The organism is Pseudomonas sp. ADAK2 TE3594, assembly GCF_053628675.1.
This window is the reverse complement of the sequence record NZ_JBRJGV010000001.1, coordinates 3,794,406-3,821,131: the sequence shown is the minus strand read 5'-3', so window position 1 is coordinate 3,821,131 and position 26,726 is coordinate 3,794,406. Positions and strand designations below refer to the sequence as shown.

Sequence of the window (26,726 nt, the reverse complement as noted above, 5' to 3'; positions counted from 1 at the left end):
GACGAATTATCCCAATGACTTCTTGTAGCGGCCTTCGATCATCCGGTTCCACGACAGCATGATCAGCAGGTTGAGCAATAGCAGCGCGACGGCGATGGCCGCGCCCATCGGCCAGTTCAGCTCCGACAGGTACTGGTCGTAGATCAGCGTGGCGACCATCTTTATCCGGCGTCCGCCGAGCAGTCCGGGAATGGCAAATGAACTCGCCGCGAGGCCGAACACGATCAAGGTGCCGGAGAGCACGCCGGGCATGATTTGTGGCAGCACCACTTTGCGCATCACCGTGAGGTGGCTGGCGCCCAGCGACAGCGCGGCCTGTTCGGCGGCCGGGTCGAGTTTCTGCAGCGAGGTCCAGACCGGAATGATCATGAACGGCAGCATCACGTGAACCAGGGCGATCACCACGGCGAACGGCGTATAAAGCAGCTTCATCGGCGAGCCACCGAAGGCTTGCAGGGTCTGGTTGACCAGGCCGTCGGCGCCGAGCAACAGGCTCCAGCCGAAGGCACGCACCACCACCGAAATCAGCAACGGCGTGAGGATCAGAATCAGGAAGATCGAGCGCCACGGCGCGCCCATGCGGCTGAGGATGTAGGCCTCGGGCACACCGATCACCACGCAGAGCAGGGTGGTCAGGGCGCTGATCCAGAACGTCCTCAGAAAGATCTCGTAGAAGTACGGATCGCCCAGCAGGCTGCTGTAATGATCGAGGGTGTAGGCGTCGCTGTTGATCCCCGAGCTGTAGTCGAAGACGTTGAACGACAGCACCAAGGTCAGCAGCAGCGGGATAACCAGCAGGCCGAGGTACAACGCCAGGGCCGGTGCCGATAACCAATACCCCTGACGTCCCTGGCGCCCTTGGCGGATGACGGCAAGCGTACTCATGCCGACACCTCATCGACACTCAGTACCCGCAGCAGCGCCGCGTCCCAGTCGAGCCCCACCGCGGTGCCTTCGGCCAGCGGTGCCGAGCCGTCGTTGCGGCGTACCACACAGAGTTCGCCCAAGGTCGTCGATACGCCGTACAGCCATTGGCTGCCGAGGAAGAAGCGGCTGACGATCTTGCCTTGCAAACGACCATGGCCAACATCACGCAGATCGATTTTTTCCGGGCGCAGGCTCAGGGTCAGCTCACCGTCACCACGGCCGCAGACTTGCACGACACCAGCGCTGTCCCGCTCGCCGGGCAGCAGGTTGGCCTTGCCGACGAAGCCGGAAATGAACTCGGTGCGCGGGTGTTCGTAGAGGGTGTAGGGCGCGTCGATCTGAGTGATGCGCCCGGCCTGCATGACCACCACCCGGTCGCTGATCGACAGCGCTTCGGACTGATCATGGGTGACCATCAGCGTGGTGATGCCGACCTCACGCTGGATGCGGCGGATTTCGAACTGCATCTCCTCGCGCAAATTGGCGTCGAGGTTGGACAGCGGTTCGTCGAGCAGCAGCACCGGCGGCTCGATGACCAACGCCCGGGCCAGCGCAACACGCTGGCGCTGACCGCCGGAGAGTTCTCGTGGGTAACGCTCGGCGTGCAAGTGTAACCGCACCAGTTTCAGCACCCGATCCACCCGTTGCTGTAGCTCGCCGTTGGGCACTTTACGCATGCGCAGGCCGAAGGCGACGTTGTCTTGCACGGTCATGTGCGGGAACAACGCGTAACTCTGGAACACCACCCCGAGGCCGCGACTGGCGGGTTTGGCGTGGGTGATGTCGCGACCGTCCAGCACAATGCGCCCGCTGCTGACTTCAACGAAGCCGGCGATCATTTGCAGGGTGGTGGTTTTGCCGCAGCCGGAGGGGCCGAGCAAGGAAACGAACTCGCCTTTTTCCACCGACAGGTTGGTGGCGACGACCGCGTCGATCTCGCCGTAACGTTTGCCGAGGTTTTCAAGTTGCACGAAGGCCATGACTGCGCTCCACCTGAGATTGTTATGCGTCGCCAAAGGCGCGCTTTTTTGTATGGGCAGATACGAAAAGGATGTTGCCGGGGTGCGTTGGCGCTCGACTTCTGTCGGCTGCCGCTGTTGTTCGAATCGCCCCTGATGGACGCAGAGTAGGACGAAGAATAGGATGGGCTCAATGGCCTATTTCACTGAAGCGATGACTATTTTCAGTTTCATTCAGTGAGTAAATTTATCGTCGAGAAATCACATGCCTGATTCCATTGAGCGGAATGAAAATAAAAATGAGGTCGGTGTGGGTGCAGTCTCAAGGCTGTTTGCAGTGCTGCGCAGTCTGGGAGACACCGTCGAAGGTGGAGAGCGCGTGACCCAACTGGCGCAGCGCATCGGTTTGTCGCAACCGACCACCCACCGCTTGCTGCGCAGCCTGATGGACGAGGGCATGGTCGAGCAGGACGCGCGCAGCAAACGCTATCGCCTGAGCCTGGAGTTTTTTGCCTTGGCGGCCCGCGCCGGCAACACCGGCAACTTGCGCGAACTGGCGCGGCCGGCATTGCTGCGGCTGTCGGCTTCGTTGGGGGATTCGTTGTTTTTACTGGCGCGAAGTGGCTTCGATGCGATCTGTCTGGACCGCAGTGAAGGGCCGTTTCCAATCCGCACGTTTACCGGTGACATCGGCGGGCGGGTGGCGCTCGGCGTGGGGCAGGGCAGTCTGGCGATTCTGGCGTTTCTGCCGGAAGAGGAGCGCGACACGGTGATTCATTACAACTTGCCGCGGCTCAAGGATTTTCACCTGTACGACGAGGTGTTCCTGCGTTCGGAAGTCGAGAATGTGCGCACCCTCGGTTACGCCGGGCGCAACACCGGTGTATTGCAAGGCATGGCCGGGGTGGCCGTGCCGATCCTCGACCGCGAAGGCCGGGCGGTGGCGGCGCTGAGTGTAGCCACGGTCAGCGATCGCCTGGGCCCGGATCGCTTGCCGACAGTGGTGGAGATGCTCAAACGCGAAGCCGCGCTGATCGGGCCGCGGATCAATCCGTTCGATCCGCTGTTGCGAAGGCCTTCGCAGGTGTTTGGGCAGGGGTGACCACAGTCTCCAAATAATCGCTGACCCTGTGGGAGCGGGCTTGCCCGCGATAGCGGCGGATCAGTCACCATTAGTGTTGGATGTGCGGCCGCAATCGCGGGCAAGCCCGCTCCCACAGGGATCAGTGGTGTGATCAGAACTTCAGCGTCTGCTTTAGCATCTGCGCCGCCGGCGTGTCACTTGGGCTGACCATCGCATAGTTGTACCCGGCCCCCGACCAGTACTCGGCCTGCAACTCACCATCGCTGCGGCTCCCCCGAGGCAGGAGGAAGTTTCTCGGCCCTGGCGGGCGGACGTAGAAGCTGACTTTGTGGCCGCCCTGATCTTCATAAACCACCATCGCCGCCGGCCCCTGTTCAGTGCTGAGCAGCCGCCCGCTGATGGGTTTGTATCCGGCAGCGGTCAGGTTCGGCAGGCGTTGGGCCTGGCTGAAATATTGATCGAGCCAGCCCTGCATATCGCCGTCATCGCTGACTTTGTAATCCGCCGGCAGGATGCCTTGCTGGGCAATCAGGCGGTAGGCTTGCATGGCGTCGGTCATCGGCAGCGGAGCGCTGACCAGGGTCATTTGTCGCGCCTGCCAACCGCCCAATCCGCCGACGCTGACTGCGATCAGCAGCATCGCGGCGCTGGCCAGATGACGGCGCGACTGGCGTGTGACTCGCTGGCGAATCATTGCCGGGTCGAGTTGCGGGTTGGCCGGTTGCTGCAAGGCGCCGCTCAGGGCCGCGCGCAATTGTTGGGCATCGTGCTGCCAGGCGCGTACTTGCGCGGCCACTTCGGCGTTGCCGGCCAGATAAGTCTCCACCAGATGCCGGTCGGCATCGCTGAGTTGGTGATCGATGTAGGCGTGCAGGTCGCGCTCACCGGGAGGCATGCTGATCATTTGAGTCTCCGCAGAGAAGGACGGGTGATTTCACCGTCGCTGAGCTGGCGCAAGGCCTGGCGCGCGCGGGACAGGCGCGACATCACGGTGCCGGTGGGGACGTCGAGAATCTCGGCGACCTCCTTATAACTCAAGCCTTCCACCGATACCCAGAGCAGCAGCGCACGTTGCTCGGTGCTGAGCTGATCGAAGGCTTGCAGGGTCGATTGGGCGATCACGGTGCGCTCCGCCGAAGGCTGCGCATCGTCACGGCCGGTAAAGAATTCGAGCATCCGCGCATAACGCCGGGAGCGGCGATGAGCGTCGAGAAACTGCCGATAAAGAATCGAAAACAGCCAGGCACGCAAATCGCCCTCAGGACGTTTATCGCCCCAACTCGACAGCGCGCGCTCAAGGCAGGCCTGCACCAGATCGTCGGCGCTGCTGAGGTTGCGCGTCAGCGAAACGGCGAAACGTCGTAGCCTGGGAATGACTTCCCTGAGTTGTTCGTCGAGATCGTTCATGAAGTTCTGACTAGTCACTACGCTGTGGTGAGTGTTCAGGAAGACGTCCGGCATTCGAGGTTATTCCACGCCTGGAAAAATAAACACCGAGCAATGGAATAAACCCTGGCGCGGTTCGTCTGCCTGATTCTTCTCACTTGTGGCCGATGGCCCTGGAGTCATTCATGGTAGATCGCTCATCACCGCCAGCGGGGCCAGGCCGGCCCCCGTTGAGTGCCGCGAGCCTGACGTTGCGCCTGACCGGCATTGCTGCAGTGGTCGCGGCACTGGCCGGGGCTTTTGCCTACGTCAATGGCACACTCGACCCACAGCGACTGACGCCGAAAGCGCTGATCAATGTGCTGGAGAAAAACAACGGCGTGCACCCGGGGTTCCGTCGTAACCACGCCAAAGGCGTGTGCGTGATCGGGCATTTCGAGAGCAGCAGCCAGGCGCGCGAGTATTCCACTGCCCAAGTGTTCAGCGAAGCGCGGACCCCGGTGGTCGGGCGTTTCGCGCTGCCTGCCGGCAACCCTTACGCGCCGGACAACAGCGTGCCGATCCGCAGTCTGGCGTTGCGTTTCACCCAGGCCAACGGCCAGCAATGGCGCACCGGGATGAACAGCATGCCGGTGTTCCCGGTGGGCACGCCCGAGGCGTTCTATCAGTTGCAACAAGCACAGTCACCGGACCCGGCTACCGGCAAACCGAATCCGGCGGCTGTCCCAGCGTTTTTCGGTTCTCACCCGGAAGCCGCGCCGTTTCTGGCCTGGATCAAAACCGCCAAACCTTCGGCCAGTTATGCGACGGAAACCTATAACAGCGTCAACGCGTTTTACCTGGTGAACGCGGCCGGTCAGCGGCAAGCAGTGCGTTGGAGCATGATGCCAGTGGCTCAGGATGCGGCAGGTGCAACGGCCCCCGAGGGCGGTGATTTCCTTGAGAAAGACTTGGTGCAGCGTTTGGCCGCCGGACCGCTGCGTTGGCAGTTGAACATTACTCTGGCGAACCCCGAAGATCCGGTCAACGACGCGAGCAAGTCCTGGCCCGACGACCGAAAAGTACTGAACGCGGGCACTCTGGTGCTCGAAAGCACTCAGCCGCAACTCAATGGCGAGTGCCGTGACATCAACTACGACCCGCTGGTATTGCCCAGCGGTATCGAAGGCTCCGACGATCCGCTGCTTGCCGCTCGCTCAGCGGGTTACGCCCGTTCCTACCTGCGCCGTACCAGCGAAGTGACGCAATTGCCCAACGCTAAACAGGAGTCTCGACAATGAGCGCTCAACCGAATCATTTCGCGCCGTTGGCGCGGCTGCTGCATTGGCTGATGGCGCTGATGATCATCTCGATGCTGTTTATCGGCGCGGGCATGGTGGCCTCGGTGTCCGAGCGTCATGAGTGGCTGATCCATCTGCACAAACCTCTGGGCGTGGCGATTCTGTTGCTGGTGATCGTGCGTCTGGCTGTGCGCTTTTCGACCCGGCAACCACCGCTGCCAGCGGACCTGCCGGGCTGGCAAGCGTTCGCGGCCAAGGCTTCGCATATCTTGTTGTACGCCTTGATGTTGATTTTGCCATTGCTGGGTTGGGCGATGATTTCGGCGGCTGGCGATCCGGTGATGCTCAGTAGTTCACTGCAATTGCCGTCGATCCTGCCGGCGAATGCGCAGGTGTTTGCGTTCCTGCGTCAGGCGCATGGGTATCTGGCGTACCTGCTGTTCCTGACCGTGCTGCTGCACTTGGCGGCGGCGTTGTTTCACGGTTGGGTGCGCCGCGATGACGTGCTGAACAGCATGCTGCGGGGTAAGGATCGCGGCTGATCCCAACAGCTGCAGCCAAATTCTGCGGTTGTACACGGTCAACGTAGGAGCTGCCGAAGGCTGCGATCTTTTGATCTTAAGAATCGAAGGTGTCCACAAGATCAAAATATCGCAGCCTGCGGCAGCTCCTACGCGGCAGCTCCTACGCGTCAGCGTGAAGCTGCTTCTACAGGTTGAGTCTTCGTGGCCAACGTCAGCCACCAATAAATCAGCGCCACGGCATTGATGCCCGCACCCAGCCAGCACACCCCGATCCATCCCCCCCAGGCGTACATCGCCGTCGAACCGATAGAACCCAAGGCGCTGCCGATCGAATAGAACAGCATGTAGCCGGCGGTGAGTCGGCTTTGCGCTTCGGGGCGCACGCTGTAGATCATGCTCTGGCTGGTGACATGAACGGCCTGCAAACCCAGATCCAGCGTAATCACCCCAAGCAGCAGCGCCCATAACGAGGATTGGGTGAGGGCGATGGGCAGCCACGAGGCGAGCATCAGCAGCAACGACAGTCCACTGGTCCATTGACCCAGACCGCGATCGGCCAGATGCCCGGCGCGAGCGGCGGCCAGCGCACCGGCGGCTCCGGCCAGGCCGAACAGTCCTATTTCGGTGTGGGAAAGTGAAAGCGGCGGGGCACTCAGTGGCAGTACCAAGGGCGTCCACAACACCATGGCGCTGGCGAAGGTCAGCAGGGCGAGCATGGCCCGTTGACGCAATACCGGTTCTTCCTTGAATAACGTGAATACCGAGCCGATCAACGCACCGTAAGCGCTATCCGGTCGCGCATCTTCGTGCTTGGGCAGCACACGAAACAACAGCAGCGCCATCATCAGGGTCAACCCGGCGGACAACAGATAAATCGAACGCCAACCGGCCAGATCGGCCATGCCGCCCGCCACCGTTCGTGCCAACAGAATGCCGACGACAATGCCGCTGGTGATCACGCCCACCACGCGTCCACGTTGCGCCGGGATGGCCAGGGTCGCTGCGTAGGCCACCAGGACTTGTGTCACGACCGCCAGTAACCCGGTCAACGCCATGCCGAGCAACAGCCAGGTGCTGTTCGACGCTAACGCGATCATCAACAAGGCCAGGGCCGACAACAGGGTTTGCACGACGATCAGCCGGCGGCGGTTGAGCAGATCCCCTAGTGGAACCAGGAGCAACAGACCCACGCCATAACCGATCTGGGTAAGGGTGACGACGATTCCGATAGTTGCCGGCTCCATGGCGAAGGCTTCGGCCATGGCATCGAGCAGCGGTTGTGCGTAATACACATTGCCGACAGCCAGGCCGCAGGCGACGGCAAACAGCAGCACCACTGCGCCGCTTAACGGGTGGTCAGGTTTCATCACAGACGTCCTTTTGTGGTTTCAAAATAAAACCAGTTGTACGGTAGAGAGTCTGGTTTTATATTGCAACCACATGGGTTGCCGGCGGACGTGGTTATGGTTAAACGTACAAGCATGGAGGGCGCCGAGTGCCCGGTTGCTCGTTCATTGGACGCGATTGGGGATTGGTGGTCGTTATTGATCGTGCGCGATGCGTTCGATGGCCTGCGGCGATTCGGTGAATTCCAGCGCAATCTGGGCATGGCGAAAAACATTCTCTCGGTACGCCTGCGCACGTTGGTGGCTCACGGGATTTTTGATCTGGTGCCAGCGTCGGACGGCAGCGCGTATCAGGAATACGTGCTGACGGAGAAGGGCAAGGGTCTGTTCCCGTTGATCATCGGATTGCGGCAGTGGGGCGAGGCGTTTTTCTATGAGGCGGGGGAGGTGCATTCGCGGGTTGTCGATCGTGAGAACGGTAAACCGGTGCGGGCTCTGGAATTACGTGCCGAGGATGGGCGTTTGTTGGGGCCGGAGGATTGTCTGCGGATTGCTGCCGAGTGAAACATCAAAAGATCGCAGCCTTCGGCAGAAGCCTGCGATCTTTTGATTTTAAGGGCGGTCAGCGCAAGGTATCGACCATGTCGGCGATGGTCGTCAGTACGTCCTTGGCCAACTGCTTGGAGCGTTTGCCGGACCAGCCGGTCAGCGGGTTCGGTGCGTCGTTATTGTCCTTGAAAGGCATTTCCAGGGTCAGCGACAGGCAGTCGAACTTCTGACCGACGCTGTTGCAGGCCAGGGTCATGTTGGCCTTGCCAGGCAAGTCGCGGGTGTAGCCGTGTTTGATCTGGAAGTCTTTGGTCTGGTGTTTCAGATGATCGCGGAAATGCGCTTCGAGTTGTTCGATCCGTGGCGTATAGCCCGGATTGCCTTCGCAACCGGCGGTGAACACGTAGGGGATTTCTTCATCGCCATGGATGTCGAGGAACAGGTCGACGCCATACTTTTCCATCTGCTGCTGAACGAACAGTACCTCCGGGCTGATTTCCTGGCTGGCGCTCTGCCAGGCGCGATTCAGGTCCTGGCCCATGGCGTTGGTACGCAAATGACCGTGGAAGGCGCCGTCCGGGTTCATGTTCGGCACCAGGTACAGGTCGGCACTGGCCAGGAGTTTTTTCAGTACCGGGTCGTCGTGTTTTTCCAGGCGCTCGATCACGCCTTCCATGAACCATTCGGCCATGTGTTCGCCCGGGTGTTGCTGGGCGATGATCCAGACCTTGCGCTGACCTTCGGCACCCGTACCTTTGCGCAGTAACTGGATGTCGCGACCTTCAACGCTCTTGCCGGTGGCCAGCAGTTCGGTACCGGTTTTGGTCAGTGCCTGTTCGATCAGCCAGTCATGCCGGCCACGGCTGTAGGGCTCGAAGTAGGCGAACCAGGCATGCGTGGCAGTGGCTTCGAGGCTGAAACGCAGGCAGTCGCCTTCGAAGATGGTTGGCACCCGGAACCAGTTGACGTGGTCGTAGGACGCCACCGCCTGATAGCCATCCCAGGCTTTGTTGTACGAGGATTTACTGGCGTTGTTCAGACGAAACCAATGCTCTTGACCGACGTGCAGACCGCTGGCCTTGAAGTGGAACCACTGGAAGTGCTGGCTGCGGGTGTCTGGCTTGATCGCCAGCAGCGCTTGCAAAGGATTGCTGATATCCAGCACTTCGATGTTGCCGCTGTCGAAGTTTGCACTGATGTCGAAAGAAGATTTACCCACGGCCATAATCGGTTCCTGAATATGATTTTTATGGCTGCTACTTTACACGCAAGAGAGGGAGAAACCGGGGGGAAATTACGGGGGTGAAAAGGGGGGGCGTCCTCCTTGACGCCGATGCAGCTTAGAGACTGTGCAAGTGATTCTCAAGTGCTATTTTGCGTTAGTTTGGCCCAATGTTACCGGGCCTCTCTTGCCAACAGATATTCATTTGATATCATCCGCGCCAATCGAATTTGCAGCACCCACAGACTTCATTAGCCTGAAGCCAAAGCCAGAATAACTGGCAAAAAAAAGACCCGGCAAAAAGCCGGGTCAAAAACCGTGATTAGCCTGATGAGGAGATAGTCCAGGAGACCGACCTAAGGTCCCTTGGGCCATCGACTGATCTCGCGACCAGTTGCTGCAATAATAATCATTATCATTTGCAAGTCAAATGTTTTTATCTGCTCGATTGGAAAGTTTTTCCTGTCTTCCTCCAAAGCGCTTCCTCCTCAATCGTTCTGATTGCCCTCCAGGGACCGGTCGACCATCGCCTTGGCCATGTCGATCATGTGCACCGTCGAAAACGCCAGATCCCGGCTTGCGCCCTGCAGCTGGTTGGCTGATTCATGCGCGGTGGCGGCGGCACATCGCAACAGATCCGAAGCATGGACCAGCGCCTCTTCGCTGCTGATGTTACGGTTCACATCGAAGAAACGTTCTTCGCTGACCTCTTCTGACACAGCTGGTTTCAAGTAATAGTCCAGCGCCCGCTGCGCGGCGGCAGAGCCTTTTGGCGAGTTGAGCGTAGTGTCGAATTGCATGTCGGGCAGGGTAATGCTGGGGATGGTCATGACGATGGCAAGCTCCGTGATAGATTCAAATCCGTGAGCCCAGCTTAGTACGTACTGTATTTGTGTCTTGAATTTAAATACTACAATTTGTGTTTTGTTGGTCGGAGTACCCCACGTATCGTGCCGCACATGGATAAATGGATTGAATTGGTCAAGGCCAAAATGAGTGAACTCAAAGTCACTCAAGAGATACTCGCCGAGCGCATCGGAATGTCCCAGGGCGGCGTCGGCCATTGGCTGAATAAACGTCGTCAGCCCCGCATCCAAGAGATGAACCGTGTCTTGCAGGCGCTGGGGATGGACTATCTGGAAGTCGCGATGGTGATCAGGGAACCGCAGGTCTCTCAGGATGAAGAGATCTCTCTGACGCAGAAGTACAACCCGTACTTTCGCTACCCGGTCAGTGACTGGCGGGTAACCGGGGAGGTGCGCGACGGAGAGTTATTGACCTACGGCGCTTCATCGGCTGTCAGCAAACCGCGCTTCGAGTTGTCCGATTACCACGCACAGGGCGCCGCGTTCTGGCTGGTGGTGGTCGGTGATGCGATGACCGCGCCCACGGGTGTGAGCATTGCCGCGGACATGTTGATTCTGGTGGACCCGGCCATCGTGCCGGAGCCTGGCAAACTGGTGATCGCCCAATGGCCCGGCAGCGCCGAGGCGGTTTTTCGCAAACTGATCGAAGAGGGCGGGCAGCGTTATCTGGTCCCGCTCAATCCGACCTATCCGAAAGCCCTTTACACCGAAGAATGCCGAATCATCGGCGTGGTGGTTCAGGCGACTGCCAAATTCTAATCAGATCGGTCCTCGCAACGCGTAGGACCGATCTTCATTTCAGGTTAGTTCCAACTCCACCAACGCACTGCCTTCGCTGACCATCTCGCCTTCCTGGCAATACAGCGCCTTGATCACTCCGGCGTGGGGCGCGCGGATGCTGTGCTCCATTTTCATCGCTTCCAGCACCACCAATTGCGCCCCGGCGTCGACCGTTTGCCCGGTCTCCACCAGCACTCGCACGATGCTGCCGTTCATGGGCGCGGTGAGCCCGCCCTGATGGCTGTGACTGGCTTCGACGGCACTGATCGGGTCATACGACTCGATGCGGCGCAGCTCGCCGTCCCATTGCAGATACAGCGTATCGCCACGGCGGATTGCCCGATGCTGGCGGCGCAAACCGTTGTGTTCGGTCAGCAGGTATTCACCCTTGAGCTGTGCGGTATGAGCGTCGGCATTGCCCAAGGTCAGCGCCCGGTCTTGCCCTTCGCAACTCAAATGCAGGGTGATTTCTGTCGGCAGTCCGGCACGGAATCCGTTGCCGATACCCCAAGGCGAACTCAGGTCATCAGCGCGGGTCGTGTTTGGCTGGCTCTGGGCAAATGCCTGCGCGGCCGCTTGCCAGAATTCATCGCTGAGGTCTGAAGGTGCTGGCAGCAGTTGCTCCTGATAACGCGGAATAAAACCGGTATCCAGCTCCGCCGCCGCAAATGCCGGGTGGCCGATGATTCGACGCAGGAAGTTGATGTTGGTCTTCAGCCCGCCAATGGCAAACTCATCAAGCATGCTTAGCAAGCGCAGCCGCGCCTGTTCACGGTCTTCGCCCCAGGCAATCAGCTTGCCGAGCATCGGGTCGTAGAACGGCGAAATCTCGTCGCCTTCTTCAACGCCACTGTCCACGCGACGCCCCGCTCCTTCGGCGGATTCGCGATACAACGCCAGACGCCCGGTCGCCGGTAGAAAATCGTTGCCTGGGTCTTCGGCATACAGCCGCACTTCGATCGCGTGGCCGATCAGCGGCACTTGGTCCTGAGTCATCGGCAGCGCTTCACCGCGGGCCACGCGAATTTGCCAGGCCACCAGGTCGAGGCCGGTGATGGCTTCGGTGACAGGGTGTTCAACTTGCAGGCGCGTGTTCATCTCCATGAAGAAGAACTCACCGCGCGCATCCAGCAAAAACTCCACGGTGCCGGCACCGACGTAACCGATGGCCTGTGCCGAGCGCACGGCGGCTTCGCCCATCGCTCGACGCAGTTCCGGGCTGAGACCCGGAGCCGGGGCTTCTTCGACGACTTTCTGATGCCGACGCTGGATCGAGCAGTCACGTTCATTGAGGTACAGACAATTGCCATGCTGGTCGGCGAAGACCTGGATTTCCACGTGGCGTGGTTTGAGCAGGTACTTCTCCACCAACATCCGCGAGTCGCCGAACGACGACTGCGCTTCACGTTGCGCCGAGGCCAGGGCTTCGGCCAGTTGGCTGACGTCCTCGACCACTTTCATGCCTTTGCCGCCGCCGCCCGCCGTGGCTTTGAGCAGCACCGGATAACCGATGCGTTCGCAGGCGTCGCGGAAGGTATCAAGGTCTTGGGCTTCGCCGTGATAGCCGGGCACCAGTGGCACGCCAGCGGTTTCCATCAAGGCTTTGGCTGCGGACTTGCTGCCCATGGCGTCAATGGCTGAGGCGGGCGGGCCGAGGAAGATCAGGCCGGCCGCTTCGATCGCGCGGGCGAACCCGGCGTTTTCCGAGAGAAAGCCATAACCGGGATGAATCGCCTGAGCGCCGCTGGCTTTCGCGGCGGCGATCAGCTTGTCGATTTGCAGGTAACTGTCGGCGGCTTTGCTGCCGCCCAGGTCGACGCGGATATCGGCTTCGCGGCTGTGCCGGGCGTCACGGTCGGTGGCGCTGTGCACGGCCACGGTGGTCAGGCCCAGAGCCTTCGCGGTGCGCATCACTCGGCAAGCGATTTCGCCGCGGTTGGCCACCAGCAAGGTGGTGAGAACAGGTGCGCTCATCAACGCGGCTCCTTGAGGGTAGTTTCGGCTTGCCAGTTCGGCGGACGTTTTTGCAGGAAGGCGCGCAGGCCTTCCTGGCCTTCGGGGCTGACGCGGATTCGGGCGATGGCGTTCTCGGTGTAGCGCCGCAGCGCCGGGGTCAGCGCGCCGTGGCCGACTTCACGCAGCAAGTCCTTGCTGGCGCGCATGGCCGCCGGACTGTTGAGCAGCAGGTTGTCGATCCACTGATCGACTTTCTGCTCCAGTTCAGCCATCGGGTAGCTTTCCGACAACAAGCCGATTTCCCGAGCCCGTTGCCCGCCGAAACGTTCTGCGGTCAAGGCATAACGGCGTGCCGCGCGCTCACCGATGGCTTGCACCACGAACGGGCTAATGACCGCCGGCGCCAGGCCGATGCGCACTTCCGACAGGCAGAACTGCGCGTCATCGGCACCGATGGCCATGTCACAGCAACTGATCAGGCCCAGCGCACCGCCATAGGCTGCGCCTTGCACCACTGCCACGGTCGGGATTTTCAGCTTGGCGAGGTTGTACATCAACTCCGCCAGTTCCCGGGCGTCGTCGAGGTTGGTGTGGTAATCGAGTTCGGCCGATTGCTGCATCCACGCCAGATCGGCACCGGCGCTGAAATGCTTGCCGCGCCCACGGATCAGCAGAAAACGCAGACTGGCATCGCTCGACACTTTGTCCAGCGCAAGGATCAGTTCGCGGATCATTTCGGCGTTGAAGGCGTTGTTCTTTTCTTCACGGCTGAGCCACAGGGTCGCAAAACCCCGCGGGTCGGTCAGCAGTTCGAGGGTGTTGAAGTCGCTCATGTTTGTCCGTCTCCACAACTCTATTCTGTAGGAGCGAGGCTTGCCCGCGAAAGCGGTTTGTCAGTCACATCGATATTGGATGTACCGACGCCTTCGCGGGCAAGTCGGAACGCCGCCCGCTCGCTCCTACAAGGTCGGATCACATCCGGAACACGCCGAAGCGGCTCGGTTCGATTGGTGCGTTCAGCGACGCCGACAAGGCCAGGGCCAACACGTCGCGGGTCTGCGCCGGGTCGATGACACCGTCGTCCCACAGTCGAGCGCTGGAATAATAGGGATGCCCCTGTTCTTCGTACTGATCGAGGATCGGTTGCTTGATCTCGGCTTCCTGCTCGGCGCTGAAACCATGACCACTGCGTTCTGCTTGCTCACGTTTGACCTGCACCAGCACGCCCGCCGCCTGTTCGGCACCCATCACGCCGATCCGCGCGTTCGGCCACATCCACAGGAAACGTGGATCGTAGGCCCGCCCGCACATGCCGTAGTTGCCGGCGCCGAAGCTGCCACCGATGATCACGGTGAATTTCGGCACCTTGGCGCAGGCCACGGCCGTCACCAGTTTCGCGCCGTGCTTGGCGATGCCGCCGGCTTCGTATTTCTGGCCGACCATGAAGCCAGTGATGTTTTGCAAAAACAGCAATGGAATGCCGCGCTGGCAGGCCAGTTCGATGAAGTGCGCGCCTTTCTGCGCGGCTTCGGCGAACAGGATGCCGTTGTTGGCGAGGATCGCGATCGGGTAACCGTGCAGGTGGGCGAAGCCGCAGACCAGCGTAGTTCCGAACAACGCCTTGAACTCATCGAACACCGAGCCGTCCACCAGGCGCGCGATCACTTCGCGCACGTCGAACGGTTGCTTGGCGTCCGCCGACACCACGCCGTATAACTCGTCGCTGCTGTACAGCGGCGCGATCGGCGTGCGCTGTTGCAGTTCACCGAGCTTGCGCCAATTGAGGTTGGCGACGCTGCGCCGGGCCAATGCGAGGGCGTGTTCATCGCTCTCGGCGTAATGGTCGGCGACCCCAGAAATCTTGCAGTGCACATCGGCCCCGCCGAGGTCTTCGGCGCTGACCACTTCACCCGTCGCGGCTTTCACCAGCGGTGGGCCGGCGAGGAAAATCGTCGCCTGTTGACGGACCATGATCGCTTCATCGGCCATCGCTGGTACGTAAGCGCCCCCGGCGGTGCACGAGCCCATGACCACCGCAATCTGCGGAATGCCCATGGCGCTCATGTTGGCCTGGTTGAAGAAGATCCGACCAAAGTGTTCGCGGTCCGGGAACACTTCATCCTGACGCGGCAAGTTGGCGCCGCCGGAGTCCACCAGATAGATGCAGGGCAGGCGATTTTGTTGGGCGATGGTTTGCGCGCGCAGGTGTTTTTTCACCGTCAGTGGGTAGTACGAGCCGCCTTTCACGGTGGCATCGTTGGCGACGATCATGCATTCGACGCCTTCCACCCGACCGATACCGGCAATCACACCCGCGGCGGGAACGTCTTCGCCGTACACCGCGTAGGCCGCCAGTTGGCTGATTTCGAGAAATGGCGAACCCGGATCGAGCAGGCGATTGATCCGCTCACGGGGCAGCAGTTTGCCCCGCGATGTGTGGCGCTCTTGAGCCTTCGGGCCGCCACCTTGCTGCACTTGCGCGAGCAGGGTGTGCAGGGCGTCGACCTGTTTGAGCATCGCCGCGCTATTGGCCGCGAACTCCGCCGAACGGGGGTTGAGCTGGGTATGCAGGATAGCCATGTGCAGCTCCGTTTAGCGGGTTTCGTTGAACAGTTCGCGACCGATGAGCATGCGACGGATCTCACTGGTGCCGGCACCGATTTCATACAGCTTGGCGTCACGCAGCAGACGACCGGCCGGGAATTCGTTGATATAGCCGTTACCGCCGAGAATCTGGATCGCGTCGAGGGCCATTCGGGTCGCGCATTCGGCGCTGTAGAGGATCACTCCGGCGGCGTCCTTGCGGGCGGTTTCGCCGCGCTCGCAGGCCTGGGCCACCGCATAGAGGTAAGCACGACTGGCATTGAGTTGGGTGTACATGTCGGCGACTTTGCCCTGGATCAACTGGAATTCGCCGATGCTCTGGCCGAATTGTTTGCGGTCGTGGATGTACGGAACGATCAAGTCCATGCAGGCCTGCATGATCCCGGTCGGGCCACCGGAAAGCACCACGCGCTCGTAGTCGAGGCCGCTCATCAGCACTTTCACGCCACCGTTGAGCACGCCGAGGATGTTTTCTTCCGGGACTTCGACGTCATCGAAAAACAGCTCGCAGGTGTTCGAACCGCGCATGCCGAGCTTGTCGAACTTGCTGCTGCGGCTGAAGCCTTTCCAGTCACGCTCGACGATGAACGCGGTGATGCCGTGCGGACCTTTTTCCAGGTCGGTCTTGGCGTAGATCACATAGGTATTGGCGTCGGGACCGTTGGTGATCCAGGTTTTGCTGCCGTTGAGTACATAGTGATCGCCGCGTTTGTCGGCGCGCAGTTTCATCGAGACCACGTCGGAACCGGCATTCGGTTCGCTCATGGCCAAGGCACCGATGTGCTCGCCGCTGATCAGTTTTGGCAGGTATTTGCTTTTCTGTTCGTGAGTGCCGTTGCGGTTGATCTGGTTGACGCAAAGGTTGGAGTGGGCGCCGTAGGACAGGGCGACCGAGGCCGAGCCGCGGCTGATTTCTTCCATGGCGACAACGTGCGCCAAGTAGCCCAGGCCTGCGCCGCCGTACTCTTCTGGCACAGTAATGCCGAGCAGACCCATGTCGCCGAATTTGCGCCACAGGTCAGCGGGGAACAGGTTGTCGATGTCGATCTGAGCGGCGCGCGGGGCGATCTCTTTGGCGACGAAGGACTGAACCTGATCGCGCAGCATGTCGATGGTTTCACCGAGGGCAAAGTTCAGGGATGGGTAGCTCATGGGGCACCTTTTGGCTTTTTTGTAGGGTGGGGAGAGCAGTGATTCGGCTCTCACCTTTACGTTAACGTAAGCCTGTGACGAATGGCTGTCAATCACCCTTTACGTTAACGTCAACTTGAGCGAGAGTAGAGCCAGTTCAAGATAGAAAAGCGGACCAACCCTGTGGGAGCGAGCCTGCTCGCGAAAGCGTCGGATCAGTCGACATCAATGTTGAATGTTCGGCCGCTTTCGCGAGCAGGCTCGCTCCCACAGGTGACCGTCGGCAGCCCATTAATAAAGACAATAGGGGTCGTCATGGATCAACCCAGTGCAAGCCCGCAGCGCAGCTATACCCGTGGTTCCCAGGACAAAGCCTTGCTGGCGATGACCATCGGTCAGGCGTTCGATAACACGGTCGCGCAATACCCGAACGGGGAGGCGCTGGTCGTGCGCCATCAACAGCTGCGTTACACCTGGCAGCAGTTGGCAGAAGCCGTCGACCTGCACGCCAGAGCATTTTTGGCGCTGGGCTTGCAGACCGGTGACCGGCTAGGCATCTGGGCGCCGAATTGTGCCCAGTGGTGCATCAGCCAGTTCGCCAGCGCGAAAATCGGCGTGATCCTGGTCAACATCAACCCGGCTTACCGCAGTTCCGAACTCGAATACGTGTTGAAGCAGTCCGGTTGCCAATGGCTGGTCTGTGCCGGGGCTTTCAAGACCTCCGACTATCACGGCATGCTGCAGGGGCTGGTACCGGAATTGGCAGAGCAATCCATCGGCCAGTTGCAGGGCGAACGCCTGCCGGAACTACGCGGGGTGATCAGCCTGGATGCGCAGCCGCCATCGGGTTTCCTGCCGTGGTCGCAGCTGACCGATCTGGCGGCCAGCGTGTCGGTCGAGCAATTGCGCGAACGCCAGGACAGTCTGCATTTCGACCAGGCGGTAAACATCCAGTACACCTCCGGCACCACCGGTTTCCCCAAGGGCGCGACCCTCAGTCATTACAACATTCTCAACAACGGTTACATGGTCGGCGAAAGCCTCGGGCTGACGGCCAATGATCGGCTGGTGATTCCGGTACCGCTGTATCACTGCTTCGGCATGGTCATGGGCAATCTTGGCTGCGTCACCCACGGCAGTACCATGATTTACCCCAACGACGCCTTCGATCCATTGCTGACGCTGAGCACCGTCGCCGAAGAAAAAGCCACCGCGCTTTACGGCGTACCGACCATGTTCATCGCCATGCTCGATCAGCCCAAGCGCGCCGAGTTTGATCTGTCGAGCCTACGCACCGGGATCATGGCCGGCGCGACCTGCCCGATCGAGGTGATGCGCCGGGTTATCAATGAAATGCACATGAGCGAAGTGCAGATTGCCTACGGCATGACGGAAACCAGCCCCGTGTCTTTGCAGACCGGTCCGTCAGACGAGCTGGAATTGCGTGTCACCACCGTTGGTCGAACCCAGCCGCAACTGGAAAGCAAAATCATCGACGAGGGGGGCAACCTGGTACCGCGCGGCACCATCGGTGAGCTATGTACTCGCGGCTACAGCGTGATGCTCGGCTACTGGAACAACCCGCAAGGCACCGCCGAGGCTATTGATGAAGCGGGCTGGATGCACACCGGCGATCTGGCGAGCATGAATGACGAAGGCTACGTGTGCATCGCCGGGCGTAACAAGGACATGATCATCCGCGGCGGTGAGAATGTTTACCCAAGGGAGCTGGAAGAGTTCTTCTTCACCCATCCTGCGGTAGCCGACGTGCAGGTGATCGGCATTCCTTGTTCCCGTTATGGTGAAGAGATCGTCGCCTGGATCAAATTCCACCCCGGCCACAGCGCCACCGAGCAGGAACTGCAAGCCTGGTGCAAGGAGCGCATCGCGCACTTCAAGACACCGCGTTACTTCAAGTTCGTCGAGGAGTTTCCGATGACGGTGACCGGCAAGATCCAGAAGTTCCGGATGCGTGAGATCAGCATCCAGGAGCTGCGAGGTAATCACGCCTGACCACAATTCCTTGTGGGAGCGAGCCTGCTCGCGATGACGGCAGCACATCCAATATAGATGTCGGCTGAACCACCGCTATCGCGAGCAGGCTCGCTCCCACAGGGGGGGGCAGTGGAAATGGCAAACACCAGAAAGCACAAAGGGGAGCCGAAGCTCCCCTTTAATTTTGTCGTTACGTGCTCTTTTTTTATTATTGAGGGGCGGTCTGTTGTTGTTTTTGGCAACCGTGGCCCTTTACTGCTGTTTTTGTCGATCCCCATCCGGGATCAAGAGCAAACGTATTTTTTTGAGCGCTGATCTACTTTTTCGCTAAGCGATCCAACCAGTTCGGGAGCTACCTGAAGGTAGTTTTATTGTTCTCTGCCCGGTTGCGGGTTACTTCGAAAAGCACCCTGAAAAGCACATCCTCTCCAAAAAAATCTGTTAGCTGCGTCTCTGCCGTGTTGTTCTTGTTATGTCAGAGTCGTTACGTCTTATTTTTATTGGTTTGCAGTTTTTATTCTTGTTATGCCATAGAGATAGCAGAAGCCGTGCCAACTTTTAAAAACCCTTTAAATTCAATGCTTTGAGTTTTTCGCAGGATTTTTCATCCAACCCAAACCTGACAATTTGTTTCCGTGTTACTCGCTTCCGCCCACGTTTCTGCACACGCGGTAACACCCGGACACATCCACACTGTCACTGTGCGCTGCGAGCCTTGGCCACGCGCGAACCGGTAGGGCGCCCCAGCACCGCGCAAATCTGTTGGCCGGCCCGAATCAAGGCGTCCAGGTCGATTCCGGTCTCGATACCCAGGCCGTTGAGCAGGTAAACCACGTCTTCGGTCGCGACATTACCGCTGGCGCCCTTGGCGTATGGGCAGCCGCCGAGGCCGGCGATGGAGCTGTCGAACACCGCGATGCCTTCCAGCAGGCTGGCGTAGATGTTGGCCATGGCCTGGCCATAGGTATCGTGAAAGTGCCCGGCCAGTTTTTCACGTGGCACATCGGCCGAGACCACTTCGAACATCTTGCGGGTCGCGCCGGCAGTGCCGGTGCCGATGGTGTCTCCCAGCGAAACCTCGTAGCAGCCCATGGCATAAAGCTCACGAGCAACCCGGGCGACTTGTGCAGGCGCGACATCACCTTCGTAAGGGCAGCCCAGCACGCAGGACACGTAACCGCGCACGCTGACGCCGTGTTGTCTGGCGGCGTCCATGATCGGCACGAAGCGCTCCAGGCTTTCGCTGATCGAGCAATTGATGTTGCGCTGGGAAAACGCTTCGGACGCTGCGGCAAACACGGCGACTTCCTTGACCCCGGCAGCGATGGCGTCTTCAAAGCCCCGCAGGTTGGGGGCGAGGGCGCCATAGGTCACGCCCGGCTTGCGCTGGATCTGCGCGAAGACCTCGGCGGAACCGGCCATTTGCGGCACCCATTTGGGCGAGACGAAACTGCCGACTTCTATATAGCCCAGGCCTGCGGCGGTCAGCGCGTCGACCAGTTGCACCTTGTCCGCAACGCTGATGGGCTGAGCTTCGTTTTGCAAACCGTCGCGGGGGCCGACTTCGACCAGGCGTACGTGGGTGGGTAGGGACATGGCAATGGACCTGTTGAAATTGTATGAATGTTCACAGAACCCTGTAGGAGCTGAGCTTGCTCGCGAAAGCGTCAGGTCAGTCGACATCAATGTTGAAGGACATACCGCTTTCGCGAGCAAGCTCAGCTCCTACACGAGCTGCTGGCTCTTGATTGTCTGTTCCAGCGCCTGAGTACAGCGCTCTTCGGCCGTATCGAGTTCCAGTTTCATCTGTTCGATGTCCAGCAGTTGCTGTTCGAGTTGTTCCCGACGCTCGGCGATTTTCGCCAGCATGCTGTGCAGTTGCTTGGTGTTACCGCTGGAGGGGTCATAGAGCTCGATCAGCTCGCGGCATTCGGCCAGGGAAAAACCAATGCGCTTGCCCCGCAGAATCAGCTTCAGGCTGACCTTGTCACGGGGCGAATAAATGCGTTCCTGGCCGCGGCGCTTGGGGCTGAGCAGACCTTGCTCTTCATAGAAGCGAATGGCCCGGGTGGTGATGTCGAGCTCGCGGGCGAGGTCGGAAATGCTATAGGTCTGGCTGCTCATGGAAGCGCTCGAAAAAGGTCATGGCGCTAAGCTAATGGCAGGTTGACGTTTACGTCAAGGGGCTTGGATCTTCGTTGGTATTACCGGCCTCTTCGCGGGCAAGCCTCGCTCCTACAGGTTTGGTGTCGATCATTTAACCTTGTAGGAGCGAGGCTTGCCCGCGAAGAACGATGACGCGGTCCAAAGCCTTACACCTTGTCGAGCTTCTTCTCATGCGCCGTAACCTGTTGGCACAACTCGATCATTTGCTCGCGCATCCAGCGGTTGGCCGGGTCCTGGTCAGTGCTTTCGTGCCAGTAGAGGTGGGTTTCCACCGGCGGAACTTCTTTGACCGGCAGGTTCACCGCGTACAAGTCATGGCGACGGGCGAAGCGTTCCGGCACGGTCATGACCATGTCGGTCTGTTGCAACACCTGGGACGCCATCAGGTAATGCTGGGAGCGCAGGGCGATCTTGCGCTGGATGCCCATTTTGCCCAGGGCCAGGTCGACATAGCCCAGACCGCTGCGGCGGCTGGAGATATGGATGTGGGTCAGGGACAGATAATCGTCGAGGGTGAATTTCTCTTTGCCCGCCAACGGATGGCCCTTGCGCATGGCGCACACGTAACGGTCCTCCATCAACTTGACGTGACGCACCTGCGGGTCGGTGTTGAGCGGCGCATCCACCGCGAAATCGAGACGCCCGGCTGCCAGTTCCTTGGTGGTCTCGCGACGTTTGGACAGGAAGCTTTCGATGATCACCGTCGGCGCCAGGCGTCGCAGGCGCTGGAACAGCGGCGGCAGGATCACCGCTTCAGTGAGGTCGGTCATGCTGATGCGGTAGGTCTTGACCGCCTGTAACGGGTTGAAAATGCGGCTTTCCTGCACCGACACCCGCAGCAAGGAGAGGGCGTTGCGCACGGGGCCGATGATGTTCTGCGCCATTGGCGTCGGCACCATGCCTTGGGCGGTGCGCACGAAAAGCGGATCGTTGAAGGTCTCGCGCAGGCGGGCCAGAGCGTTCGAGACTGCCGGTTGAGTAATGCCGACAATCTGCCCGGCGCGCGTCAGGTTGGCTTCGGTGTAGATCGCGTCGAAGACGATGAAAAGGTTGAGGTCGACCTTGCTCAGATTCATTGCGCTGCGCTCTCTGCTCTTGTTTTAGGAAGGTAGCTCGATCAGTCGATCATATATCGGTGATGAATGTTAATACACGCCGAGAATAGGCTAGGTAAATTATCAACGCTGTTCTAGCATCGATTGCATGACCTGAACAACCTCCCTTTAGAAGGTAGCTGCCCATGGATTTCGCTTATTCGCCCAAAGTGCAAGAACTGCGTGAGCGCGTGACCGCGTTCATGGACACCTACGTTTATCCCGCTGAAGCGGTGTTCGAACGCCAGGTCGCCGAGGGCGATCGCTGGCAGCCGACAGCGATCATGGAAGAACTCAAACTCAAGGCCAAAGCTGAAGGCCTGTGGAATTTGTTTCTGCCTGAATCCGAACTCGGCGCCGGCCTGACCAACCTCGAATACGCGCCATTGGCGGAAATCATGGGCCGCTCGCTGCTCGGTCCTGAACCGTTCAACTGCTCCGCCCCGGACACCGGCAACATGGAAGTGCTGGTGCGTTACGCCAATGAAGAGCAGAAGCAACGCTGGCTCGAACCGCTGTTGCGCGGCGAGATTCGTTCGGCGTTCGCCATGACCGAGCCGGACGTGGCCTCGTCCGACGCCACTAACATGGCCGCCCGCGCCGTGCGTGATGGCGACGAATGGGTGATCAACGGCAAGAAATGGTGGACCTCAGGGGCCTGCGATCCACGTTGCAAGATCCTGATCTTCATGGGCCTGAGCAATCCGGATGCACCGCGCCACGCGCAGCACTCGATGATTCTGGTGCCGGTGGATACCCCAGGCGTGAAGATTGTGCGTCCGCTGCCGGTGTTCGGTTACGACGATGCGCCTCACGGCCACGCCGAAGTGCTGTTCGAAAACGTCCGGGTGCCGTACGAAAACGTCCTGTTGGGTGAAGGACGCGGCTTCGAAATTGCTCAGGGTCGCCTCGGCCCAGGCCGGATTCACCACTGCATGCGTTCGATCGGCATGGCCGAGCGTGCGTTGGAGCTGATGTGCAAACGTGCGGTCAACCGCACCGCGTTCGGCAAACCCCTGGCGCGGCTGGGCGGCAACATCGACAAAATCGCCGATTCGCGGATGGAGATCGACATGGCGCGCCTGCTGACGTTGAAAGCCGCATACATGATGGACACCGTTGGCAACAAGGTGGCGAAGAGCGAAATCGCGCAGATCAAAGTCGTCGCACCGAACGTAGCATTGCGGGTGATCGATCGGGCGATCCAGATCCATGGCGGGGCAGGGGTTTCCAACGATTTCCCGCTGGCCTACATGTATGCCATGCAACGCACCCTGCGCCTGGCCGACGGCCCGGACGAAGTGCACCGCGCGGCGATCGGCAAGTTCGAGATCGGCAAATATGTGCCGAAGGAAATGATGCGTAGCGGGCACTGACAGACACCGCGTCATCGTTCATCGCGGGCAAGCCCGCTCCCACAGTTGCAGTGGTGTTCACAGATTTTGTGTACGACACGGACACTGTGGGAGCGGGCTTGCCCGCGATGGGGTCAGCCGACTCACTACATCAATATCTGACTCAATACACCCAAACCTCAACCCGCCGATTCTTGATCCGTCCCTCATCCCCGCTATTGGTCGCCACCGGCATCTCGGCACCGAAACCGCGAATCTCGCGAAACACCACGCCGCTTTTCACCAATTCTCGCCGCACCGCCATGGCCCGCAGTTTCGACAGCAGGTCCGCCCGCGCCGGGTCGCTCTTGGCGTCGCCAAACCCCACCAGCGTCACCTGTCGATTGGTTTTGTCGTGCTGCTTTATATAGTCGAGCACCCGCGACAGGTCCTGTCGGGCCTTGTTGTCCAGTGTCGCGCTGGCCCTCTTCGAAACGAAAATTCACCGTCAGCCGCTGGGCATGGCGACTGAGTGCCTGATAACCCTCGGGCATCAGCGCATTCGGTGTGACGGCCATGGCCTGAACGGTCTGCGCGATAAAACCATTGGCCGCGACGATCGCCTGGCCTTTGCTGCTTTGCGCGAACTTCACCAAGGCCTTGGCCCAGGGGTTTTTCCCATTTGGTGACAGGTAAAAGAACAGCCGACGGGACAGCGGGTAATCTTCCGTCGCGATCAGGCTATTGACCGGCAGCATGGCCAGGGAGTCGCCATCGACAATCGCTACGGCTTTGGCCTGGCGTACATAAGGCAAACCGATGAAGCCGATGCCTTGCGGGTCCAGACTGACCGCGTCGGACAACTGCTCGCTGGATTCAAAGCGTTTCGCGTTGCCGCTCAGGGTTTTCCCACGCGGGCTGAGGACCAGTTCCTTGAACGTGTCATAGGTGCCCGATTGATCATCCCGCGCATAGAGATGAATCGTCCCACCGGTGCCGCCGAGTTCTTCCCAGGTTTTCGCTTCGCCGCTGAAGATTCGCGCCAGTTGTACGGTGTTGAGTTGCTTCAGCGGATTGTGCGGATGAAGGATGATTGCCAGCCCATCGATGGCGATGACTTGCTCGGCAACCGGGCTTTTCAGGTCGCCTAGGGGTTCAAGCTCCAGCCGTTCGCTGTCTTTTATCGGGCGCGATGAGGCCGCGAGATCGGCAGAGGCGTTTTTCAGGGCTTTGAACCCGGTGCTGGAGCCGTGTGCCGCGACCTCCACCTCGACTCGGCGTCCCTGAACGGTTTCGCCGACGATGCGTTGTTCGTTGGCTTTGTCCGGGGTTTCGCGGTGAACCTTGAGCAGGCCCTGTTCACGCATCAAGCCCTCGACCAGCGCCGGGCCCAACGCCGCGCCAATGGTGTTGGAGCCCTGAATACGCAACACCGGCCCACGTTCGGGCGTCGGCAAATCGCCGGCCGACGCCGGCAGCACAGCACCGAGCAGCAACAGGAACAACACGCGCAGCGTCATGCCGGCACCTAATGAAGCCAAAGAAAGTGCCGGGAGAATAAGTCAGTAAGGTTTCTGAACGATGACAGTGATCGTTCCCACGCTCTGCGTGGGAACGCCGCCGGGGACGCTCCGCGTTCCGCTCTTGAATGTGACGCAGAGCATCACGGGATGCATTCCCACGCAGAGCGTGGGAACGATCAGCAACGCCGCCGGATCAGCTCAACTCAAGCCAGATCGGTGCGTGGTCGGAGGGTTTTTCCATCCCGCGCAAGTCGTAATCCACGCCGGCATCTTTCACTCGCGGCAATAACCCGTGGGACGCCATGATCAGGTCAATCCGCAGCCCGCGCTTGGGCTCATCCTCAAAACCGCGGCTACGGTAGTCAAACCAGCTGAAACGGTCGCCAACGTCCGGGTTCAGGTGACGGAAGCTGTCCACCAGGCCCCAATTCTTCAGGCGGGCCATCCATTCGCGTTCTTCGGGCAGGAAGCTGCACTTGCCGGTTTTCAGCCAGCGTTTCATGTTGTCCGGGCCAATGCCGATGTCGCAGTCTTCGGGGGAAATGTTCACATCGCCCATCACCACAATTGGCTGGTCGTTGCTGAACTGGCTTTCCAGCAACTGCTGCAAATCGCTGTAGAAACGTTGCTTGGCCGGGAATTTGGTGGGGTGATCGCGGCTTTCGCCCTGTGGGAAATAGCCGTTCATGATGGTCACCGGCACGCCATTGGCGTCGGCGAACGTGCCCCAGATGAAGCGCCGCTGAGCGTCTTCTTCGTCAGTGGCGAAACCTTTGTACAGCGCAATTGGCTCCTGGCGCGAGAGCAGGGCCACGCCGTAGTGGCCTTTTTGCCCATGGAAATGCACGTGATAACCCAGTGCCTGAACCTCGGCCAGGGGAAACTGATCGTCGTGGACCTTGGTTTCCTGCAACCCGATCACGTCCGGTTGATGTTTCTCAATCAGCGCCGCCAGCTGATGCGGGCGAGCGCGCAGCCCGTTGATGTTGAAGGAGACGATCTTCATGGTCGGCAGTCCTGGCAAAAGTGCGATGCTAGCTGACATGTAGGAATGGGGCCAGCCTTGGGGTGCGGGGATTCGTTGTGTTCTGTCAGAGATGTGTTGGCAGATTGGGCCTCTTCGCGGGCAAGCCTCGCTCCTACAAGGTTCGCGTCGAGCCATAATTAAATGATCGACACCCAATTTGTAGGAGCGAGGCTTGCCCGCGAAGGCGTCAGCCCGGTCGATGAAGATCCCGGCTTGGTCTATACCTGTCTGGGGAACTGTGAAGCTACCCACAGGCTCGTACCAATAAGAACGCGGCCTTCTGAGCCGCGCCCAGGGGAGAACCACCGTTATGCCCGAAACCTCGACCGTCATCGCCGATATTCACATGCTCGACAGCGGCTATTCCCGTGAAGCCCGCTCCCTGTTGTACCAGGCGTACCGGCACGAGCCGACGTTCGGCTACCTGTTCGAAGCCGAACGCCCCGGTTATGAACAACGAGTAAGGGCGACGGTGCGCGAACTGGTCAAACAACACTTTTTGCAGGATCTGCCGGCCATCGGCCTGCTGGTCAACGACCGCTTGATCGGCATCGCCCTGATTGCACCGCCACAACGCCGCCTGGGCATTACCGAAAGCTGGGCCTGGCGCCTGCGGATGGTGCTCAGCACCGGGTTTCGCTGTACCCGACGCTACCTCGATTACCACGCCGCCGTGATGGCGTGCGTGCCGTCCGACTCGGTGCATGTTTTGCCATTACTGGGGGTTCATCCGCAATTCCAGGGCAAGCACTTCGGCGAACAATTGCTACAAGCGGTCCATAACTGGTGCGCGGTCGATGAACACTCCCAAGGCGTGATCCTCGACACCGGGAATCCTCGTTATCTGGAGTTCTATAAGCGTCAGGGCTACGAGGAAATCGGCGAAGTGGCCGTAGGACCGATTCGTGAACACGTATTTTTCCACGCCAACCCGCAGGTGTTACAAACAGCAACGGGATAAAGGTAGAACTTT

At 59.9% G+C, this 26,726-nt stretch carries 23 protein-coding genes and 1 pseudogene; 8 read left to right on the top strand and 16 right to left on the bottom strand.

All coding sequences use genetic code 11. From position 1 onward, the window contains the following. Positions 1-6 precede the first annotated feature (6 nt). Both AB7M22_RS16920 and AB7M22_RS16915 read right to left on the bottom strand, forming a co-directional pair. The gene (locus tag AB7M22_RS16920) at positions 7-885 is read right to left on the bottom strand and encodes an ABC transporter permease (RefSeq protein WP_008014263.1); all 879 of its coding nucleotides are present in this window, start codon (positions 883-885) and stop codon (positions 7-9) included. Then, positions 882-1,907 (bottom strand): ABC transporter ATP-binding protein, encoded by a 1,026-nt coding sequence (locus AB7M22_RS16915; protein WP_454187164.1) that lies wholly within the window; start codon positions 1,905-1,907, stop codon positions 882-884. Before AB7M22_RS16915 ends, AB7M22_RS16920 begins: the two co-directional genes overlap by 4 nt. Before the next feature lie 244 nt (positions 1,908-2,151). Between AB7M22_RS16915 and AB7M22_RS16910 the strand changes: the two genes are divergently transcribed. Continuing rightward, the gene (locus AB7M22_RS16910; RefSeq protein WP_007896916.1) at positions 2,152-2,988 is read left to right on the top strand and encodes an IclR family transcriptional regulator; all 837 of its coding nucleotides are present in this window, start codon (positions 2,152-2,154) and stop codon (positions 2,986-2,988) included. 133 nt (positions 2,989-3,121) lie between these two features. On the opposite strand, the gene AB7M22_RS16905 is transcribed toward AB7M22_RS16910, so the two are convergent. After that, positions 3,122-3,874 carry an anti-sigma factor family protein gene (locus tag AB7M22_RS16905; RefSeq protein ID WP_454187163.1) on the bottom strand — a complete coding sequence of 251 codons (753 nt, stop codon included), beginning with the start codon at positions 3,872-3,874 and terminating at the stop codon, positions 3,122-3,124. Beyond that, a complete protein-coding gene (locus tag AB7M22_RS16900) occupies positions 3,871-4,377 on the bottom strand; it encodes an RNA polymerase sigma factor (protein ID WP_454188827.1) in 507 nt (168 codons plus the stop codon). The genes AB7M22_RS16905 and AB7M22_RS16900 overlap by 4 nt, the downstream gene beginning before the upstream one ends. Positions 4,378-4,541: 164 nt before the next feature. Here AB7M22_RS16900 and AB7M22_RS16895 point away from each other — a divergent pair, with 164 nt between their 5' ends. Next, positions 4,542-5,636 (top strand): catalase family peroxidase, encoded by a 1,095-nt coding sequence (locus AB7M22_RS16895; protein WP_454187162.1) that lies wholly within the window; start codon positions 4,542-4,544, stop codon positions 5,634-5,636. After that, entirely contained in the window at positions 5,633-6,178 is a 546-nt protein-coding gene (locus tag AB7M22_RS16890; RefSeq protein ID WP_427622706.1) for a cytochrome b, read from the top strand. Before AB7M22_RS16895 ends, AB7M22_RS16890 begins: the two co-directional genes overlap by 4 nt. A 149-nt stretch (positions 6,179-6,327) precedes the next feature. Here AB7M22_RS16890 and AB7M22_RS16885 read toward each other — a convergent pair whose 3' ends face one another. Continuing rightward, positions 6,328-7,527 carry an MFS transporter gene (locus AB7M22_RS16885; protein WP_454187161.1) on the bottom strand — a complete coding sequence of 400 codons (1,200 nt, stop codon included), beginning with the start codon at positions 7,525-7,527 and terminating at the stop codon, positions 6,328-6,330. 96 nt (positions 7,528-7,623) lie between these two features. On the opposite strand from AB7M22_RS16885, the gene AB7M22_RS16880 reads away from it, so the two are divergent. Next, a complete protein-coding gene (locus AB7M22_RS16880; RefSeq protein WP_454187160.1) occupies positions 7,624-8,070 on the top strand; it encodes a winged helix-turn-helix transcriptional regulator in 447 nt (148 codons plus the stop codon). A gap of 58 nt (positions 8,071-8,128) precedes the next feature. Here AB7M22_RS16880 and AB7M22_RS16875 read toward each other — a convergent pair whose 3' ends face one another. Both AB7M22_RS16875 and AB7M22_RS16870 read right to left on the bottom strand, forming a co-directional pair. Beyond that, positions 8,129-9,280 (bottom strand): M14 family metallopeptidase, encoded by a 1,152-nt coding sequence (locus AB7M22_RS16875; RefSeq protein WP_454187159.1) that lies wholly within the window; start codon positions 9,278-9,280, stop codon positions 8,129-8,131. A gap of 485 nt (positions 9,281-9,765) precedes the next feature. Continuing rightward, positions 9,766-10,107 (bottom strand): DUF6124 family protein, encoded by a 342-nt coding sequence (locus tag AB7M22_RS16870; RefSeq protein WP_008014282.1) that lies wholly within the window; start codon positions 10,105-10,107, stop codon positions 9,766-9,768. A 129-nt stretch (positions 10,108-10,236) separates the two neighbouring features. Here AB7M22_RS16870 and AB7M22_RS16865 point away from each other — a divergent pair, with 129 nt between their 5' ends. After that, positions 10,237-10,902 (top strand): LexA family protein, encoded by a 666-nt coding sequence (locus AB7M22_RS16865; RefSeq protein ID WP_454187158.1) that lies wholly within the window; start codon positions 10,237-10,239, stop codon positions 10,900-10,902. Positions 10,903-10,941: 39 nt separating this feature from the next. On the opposite strand, the gene AB7M22_RS16860 is transcribed toward AB7M22_RS16865, so the two are convergent. From AB7M22_RS16860 to AB7M22_RS16845, 4 genes are all read right to left on the bottom strand, one after another. Continuing rightward, positions 10,942-12,897, bottom strand: a complete 1,956-nt coding sequence (locus tag AB7M22_RS16860) for an acetyl/propionyl/methylcrotonyl-CoA carboxylase subunit alpha (protein ID WP_454187157.1) — start codon at positions 12,895-12,897, stop codon at positions 10,942-10,944. After that, entirely contained in the window at positions 12,897-13,712 is an 816-nt protein-coding gene (locus tag AB7M22_RS16855; protein WP_008014289.1) for a gamma-carboxygeranoyl-CoA hydratase, read from the bottom strand. Before AB7M22_RS16855 ends, AB7M22_RS16860 begins: the two co-directional genes overlap by 1 nt. A 139-nt stretch (positions 13,713-13,851) precedes the next feature. After that, positions 13,852-15,459, bottom strand: a complete 1,608-nt coding sequence (locus AB7M22_RS16850) for a carboxyl transferase domain-containing protein (RefSeq protein WP_008014290.1) — start codon at positions 15,457-15,459, stop codon at positions 13,852-13,854. A gap of 12 nt (positions 15,460-15,471) precedes the next feature. Continuing rightward, positions 15,472-16,635 carry an isovaleryl-CoA dehydrogenase gene (locus AB7M22_RS16845; RefSeq protein WP_008014292.1) on the bottom strand — a complete coding sequence of 388 codons (1,164 nt, stop codon included), beginning with the start codon at positions 16,633-16,635 and terminating at the stop codon, positions 15,472-15,474. A gap of 294 nt (positions 16,636-16,929) precedes the next feature. Here AB7M22_RS16845 and AB7M22_RS16840 point away from each other — a divergent pair, with 294 nt between their 5' ends. After that, complete coding sequence (locus AB7M22_RS16840) at positions 16,930-18,627, top strand: AMP-binding protein (protein WP_454187156.1); 1,698 nt, start codon at positions 16,930-16,932, stop codon at positions 18,625-18,627. A gap of 678 nt (positions 18,628-19,305) precedes the next feature. On the opposite strand, the gene AB7M22_RS16835 is transcribed toward AB7M22_RS16840, so the two are convergent. The 3 genes from AB7M22_RS16835 to AB7M22_RS16825 form a co-directional block, all read right to left on the bottom strand. Next, positions 19,306-20,205: a hydroxymethylglutaryl-CoA lyase gene (locus AB7M22_RS16835; protein WP_454187155.1), complete on the bottom strand. Its 900-nt coding sequence runs from the start codon at positions 20,203-20,205 to the stop codon at positions 19,306-19,308. A gap of 129 nt (positions 20,206-20,334) precedes the next feature. Next, positions 20,335-20,733, bottom strand: a complete 399-nt coding sequence (locus tag AB7M22_RS16830; protein ID WP_454187154.1) for a MerR family transcriptional regulator — start codon at positions 20,731-20,733, stop codon at positions 20,335-20,337. A 188-nt stretch (positions 20,734-20,921) separates the two neighbouring features. Then, positions 20,922-21,851 (bottom strand): LysR family transcriptional regulator, encoded by a 930-nt coding sequence (locus tag AB7M22_RS16825; RefSeq protein ID WP_007904083.1) that lies wholly within the window; start codon positions 21,849-21,851, stop codon positions 20,922-20,924. A 164-nt stretch (positions 21,852-22,015) separates the two neighbouring features. Here AB7M22_RS16825 and AB7M22_RS16820 point away from each other — a divergent pair, with 164 nt between their 5' ends. Next, positions 22,016-23,245 carry an acyl-CoA dehydrogenase gene (locus tag AB7M22_RS16820; RefSeq protein ID WP_008014296.1) on the top strand — a complete coding sequence of 410 codons (1,230 nt, stop codon included), beginning with the start codon at positions 22,016-22,018 and terminating at the stop codon, positions 23,243-23,245. A gap of 142 nt (positions 23,246-23,387) precedes the next feature. On the opposite strand, the pseudogene AB7M22_RS16815 reads toward AB7M22_RS16820, so the two are convergent. Together AB7M22_RS16815 and xthA are read right to left on the bottom strand one after the other, a co-directional pair. Beyond that, positions 23,388-24,723: pseudogene (locus tag AB7M22_RS16815) on the bottom strand (substrate-binding domain-containing protein). A gap of 196 nt (positions 24,724-24,919) precedes the next feature. Further along, entirely contained in the window at positions 24,920-25,732 is an 813-nt protein-coding gene (gene xthA / locus AB7M22_RS16810; protein WP_454187153.1) for an exodeoxyribonuclease III, read from the bottom strand. A 331-nt stretch (positions 25,733-26,063) separates the two neighbouring features. On the opposite strand from xthA, the gene AB7M22_RS16805 reads away from it, so the two are divergent. Then, complete coding sequence (locus AB7M22_RS16805) at positions 26,064-26,714, top strand: GNAT family N-acetyltransferase (RefSeq protein ID WP_007904091.1); 651 nt, start codon at positions 26,064-26,066, stop codon at positions 26,712-26,714. Positions 26,715-26,726: the final 12 nt, after the last annotated feature.

Bases quoted from the DNA above. Each gene is read 5' to 3' on its own strand.
- AB7M22_RS16915 (WP_454187164.1), bottom strand. From the start codon at position 1,907: ATGGCCTTCGTGCAACTTGAAAACCTCGGCAAACGTTACGGCGAGATC.
- AB7M22_RS16845 (WP_008014292.1), bottom strand. From the start codon at position 16,635: ATGAGCTACCCATCCCTGAACTTTGCCCTCGGTGAAACCATCGACATG.
- AB7M22_RS16880 (WP_454187160.1), top strand. From the start codon at position 7,624: ATGGTTAAACGTACAAGCATGGAGGGCGCCGAGTGCCCGGTTGCTCGT.
- AB7M22_RS16830 (WP_454187154.1), bottom strand. From the start codon at position 20,733: ATGAGCAGCCAGACCTATAGCATTTCCGACCTCGCCCGCGAGCTCGAC.
- AB7M22_RS16825 (WP_007904083.1), bottom strand. From the start codon at position 21,851: ATGAATCTGAGCAAGGTCGACCTCAACCTTTTCATCGTCTTCGACGCG.
- AB7M22_RS16890 (WP_427622706.1), top strand. From the start codon at position 5,633: ATGAGCGCTCAACCGAATCATTTCGCGCCGTTGGCGCGGCTGCTGCAT.
- AB7M22_RS16900 (WP_454188827.1), bottom strand. From the start codon at position 4,377: ATGAACGATCTCGACGAACAACTCAGGGAAGTCATTCCCAGGCTACGA.
- AB7M22_RS16865 (WP_454187158.1), top strand. From the start codon at position 10,237: ATGGATAAATGGATTGAATTGGTCAAGGCCAAAATGAGTGAACTCAAA.
- AB7M22_RS16920 (WP_008014263.1), bottom strand. From the start codon at position 885: ATGAGTACGCTTGCCGTCATCCGCCAAGGGCGCCAGGGACGTCAGGGG.
- AB7M22_RS16860 (WP_454187157.1), bottom strand. From the start codon at position 12,897: ATGAGCGCACCTGTTCTCACCACCTTGCTGGTGGCCAACCGCGGCGAA.
- AB7M22_RS16835 (WP_454187155.1), bottom strand. From the start codon at position 20,205: ATGTCCCTACCCACCCACGTACGCCTGGTCGAAGTCGGCCCCCGCGAC.
- AB7M22_RS16820 (WP_008014296.1), top strand. From the start codon at position 22,016: ATGGATTTCGCTTATTCGCCCAAAGTGCAAGAACTGCGTGAGCGCGTG.
- AB7M22_RS16885 (WP_454187161.1), bottom strand. From the start codon at position 7,527: ATGAAACCTGACCACCCGTTAAGCGGCGCAGTGGTGCTGCTGTTTGCC.
- AB7M22_RS16805 (WP_007904091.1), top strand. From the start codon at position 26,064: ATGCCCGAAACCTCGACCGTCATCGCCGATATTCACATGCTCGACAGC.
- AB7M22_RS16850 (WP_008014290.1), bottom strand. From the start codon at position 15,459: ATGGCTATCCTGCATACCCAGCTCAACCCCCGTTCGGCGGAGTTCGCG.
- AB7M22_RS16840 (WP_454187156.1), top strand. From the start codon at position 16,930: ATGGATCAACCCAGTGCAAGCCCGCAGCGCAGCTATACCCGTGGTTCC.
- AB7M22_RS16855 (WP_008014289.1), bottom strand. From the start codon at position 13,712: ATGAGCGACTTCAACACCCTCGAACTGCTGACCGACCCGCGGGGTTTT.
- AB7M22_RS16905 (WP_454187163.1), bottom strand. From the start codon at position 3,874: ATGATCAGCATGCCTCCCGGTGAGCGCGACCTGCACGCCTACATCGAT.
- AB7M22_RS16875 (WP_454187159.1), bottom strand. From the start codon at position 9,280: ATGGCCGTGGGTAAATCTTCTTTCGACATCAGTGCAAACTTCGACAGC.
- AB7M22_RS16910 (WP_007896916.1), top strand. From the start codon at position 2,152: ATGCCTGATTCCATTGAGCGGAATGAAAATAAAAATGAGGTCGGTGTG.
- AB7M22_RS16895 (WP_454187162.1), top strand. From the start codon at position 4,542: ATGGTAGATCGCTCATCACCGCCAGCGGGGCCAGGCCGGCCCCCGTTG.
- xthA (WP_454187153.1), bottom strand. From the start codon at position 25,732: ATGAAGATCGTCTCCTTCAACATCAACGGGCTGCGCGCTCGCCCGCAT.
- AB7M22_RS16870 (WP_008014282.1), bottom strand. From the start codon at position 10,107: ATGACCATCCCCAGCATTACCCTGCCCGACATGCAATTCGACACTACG.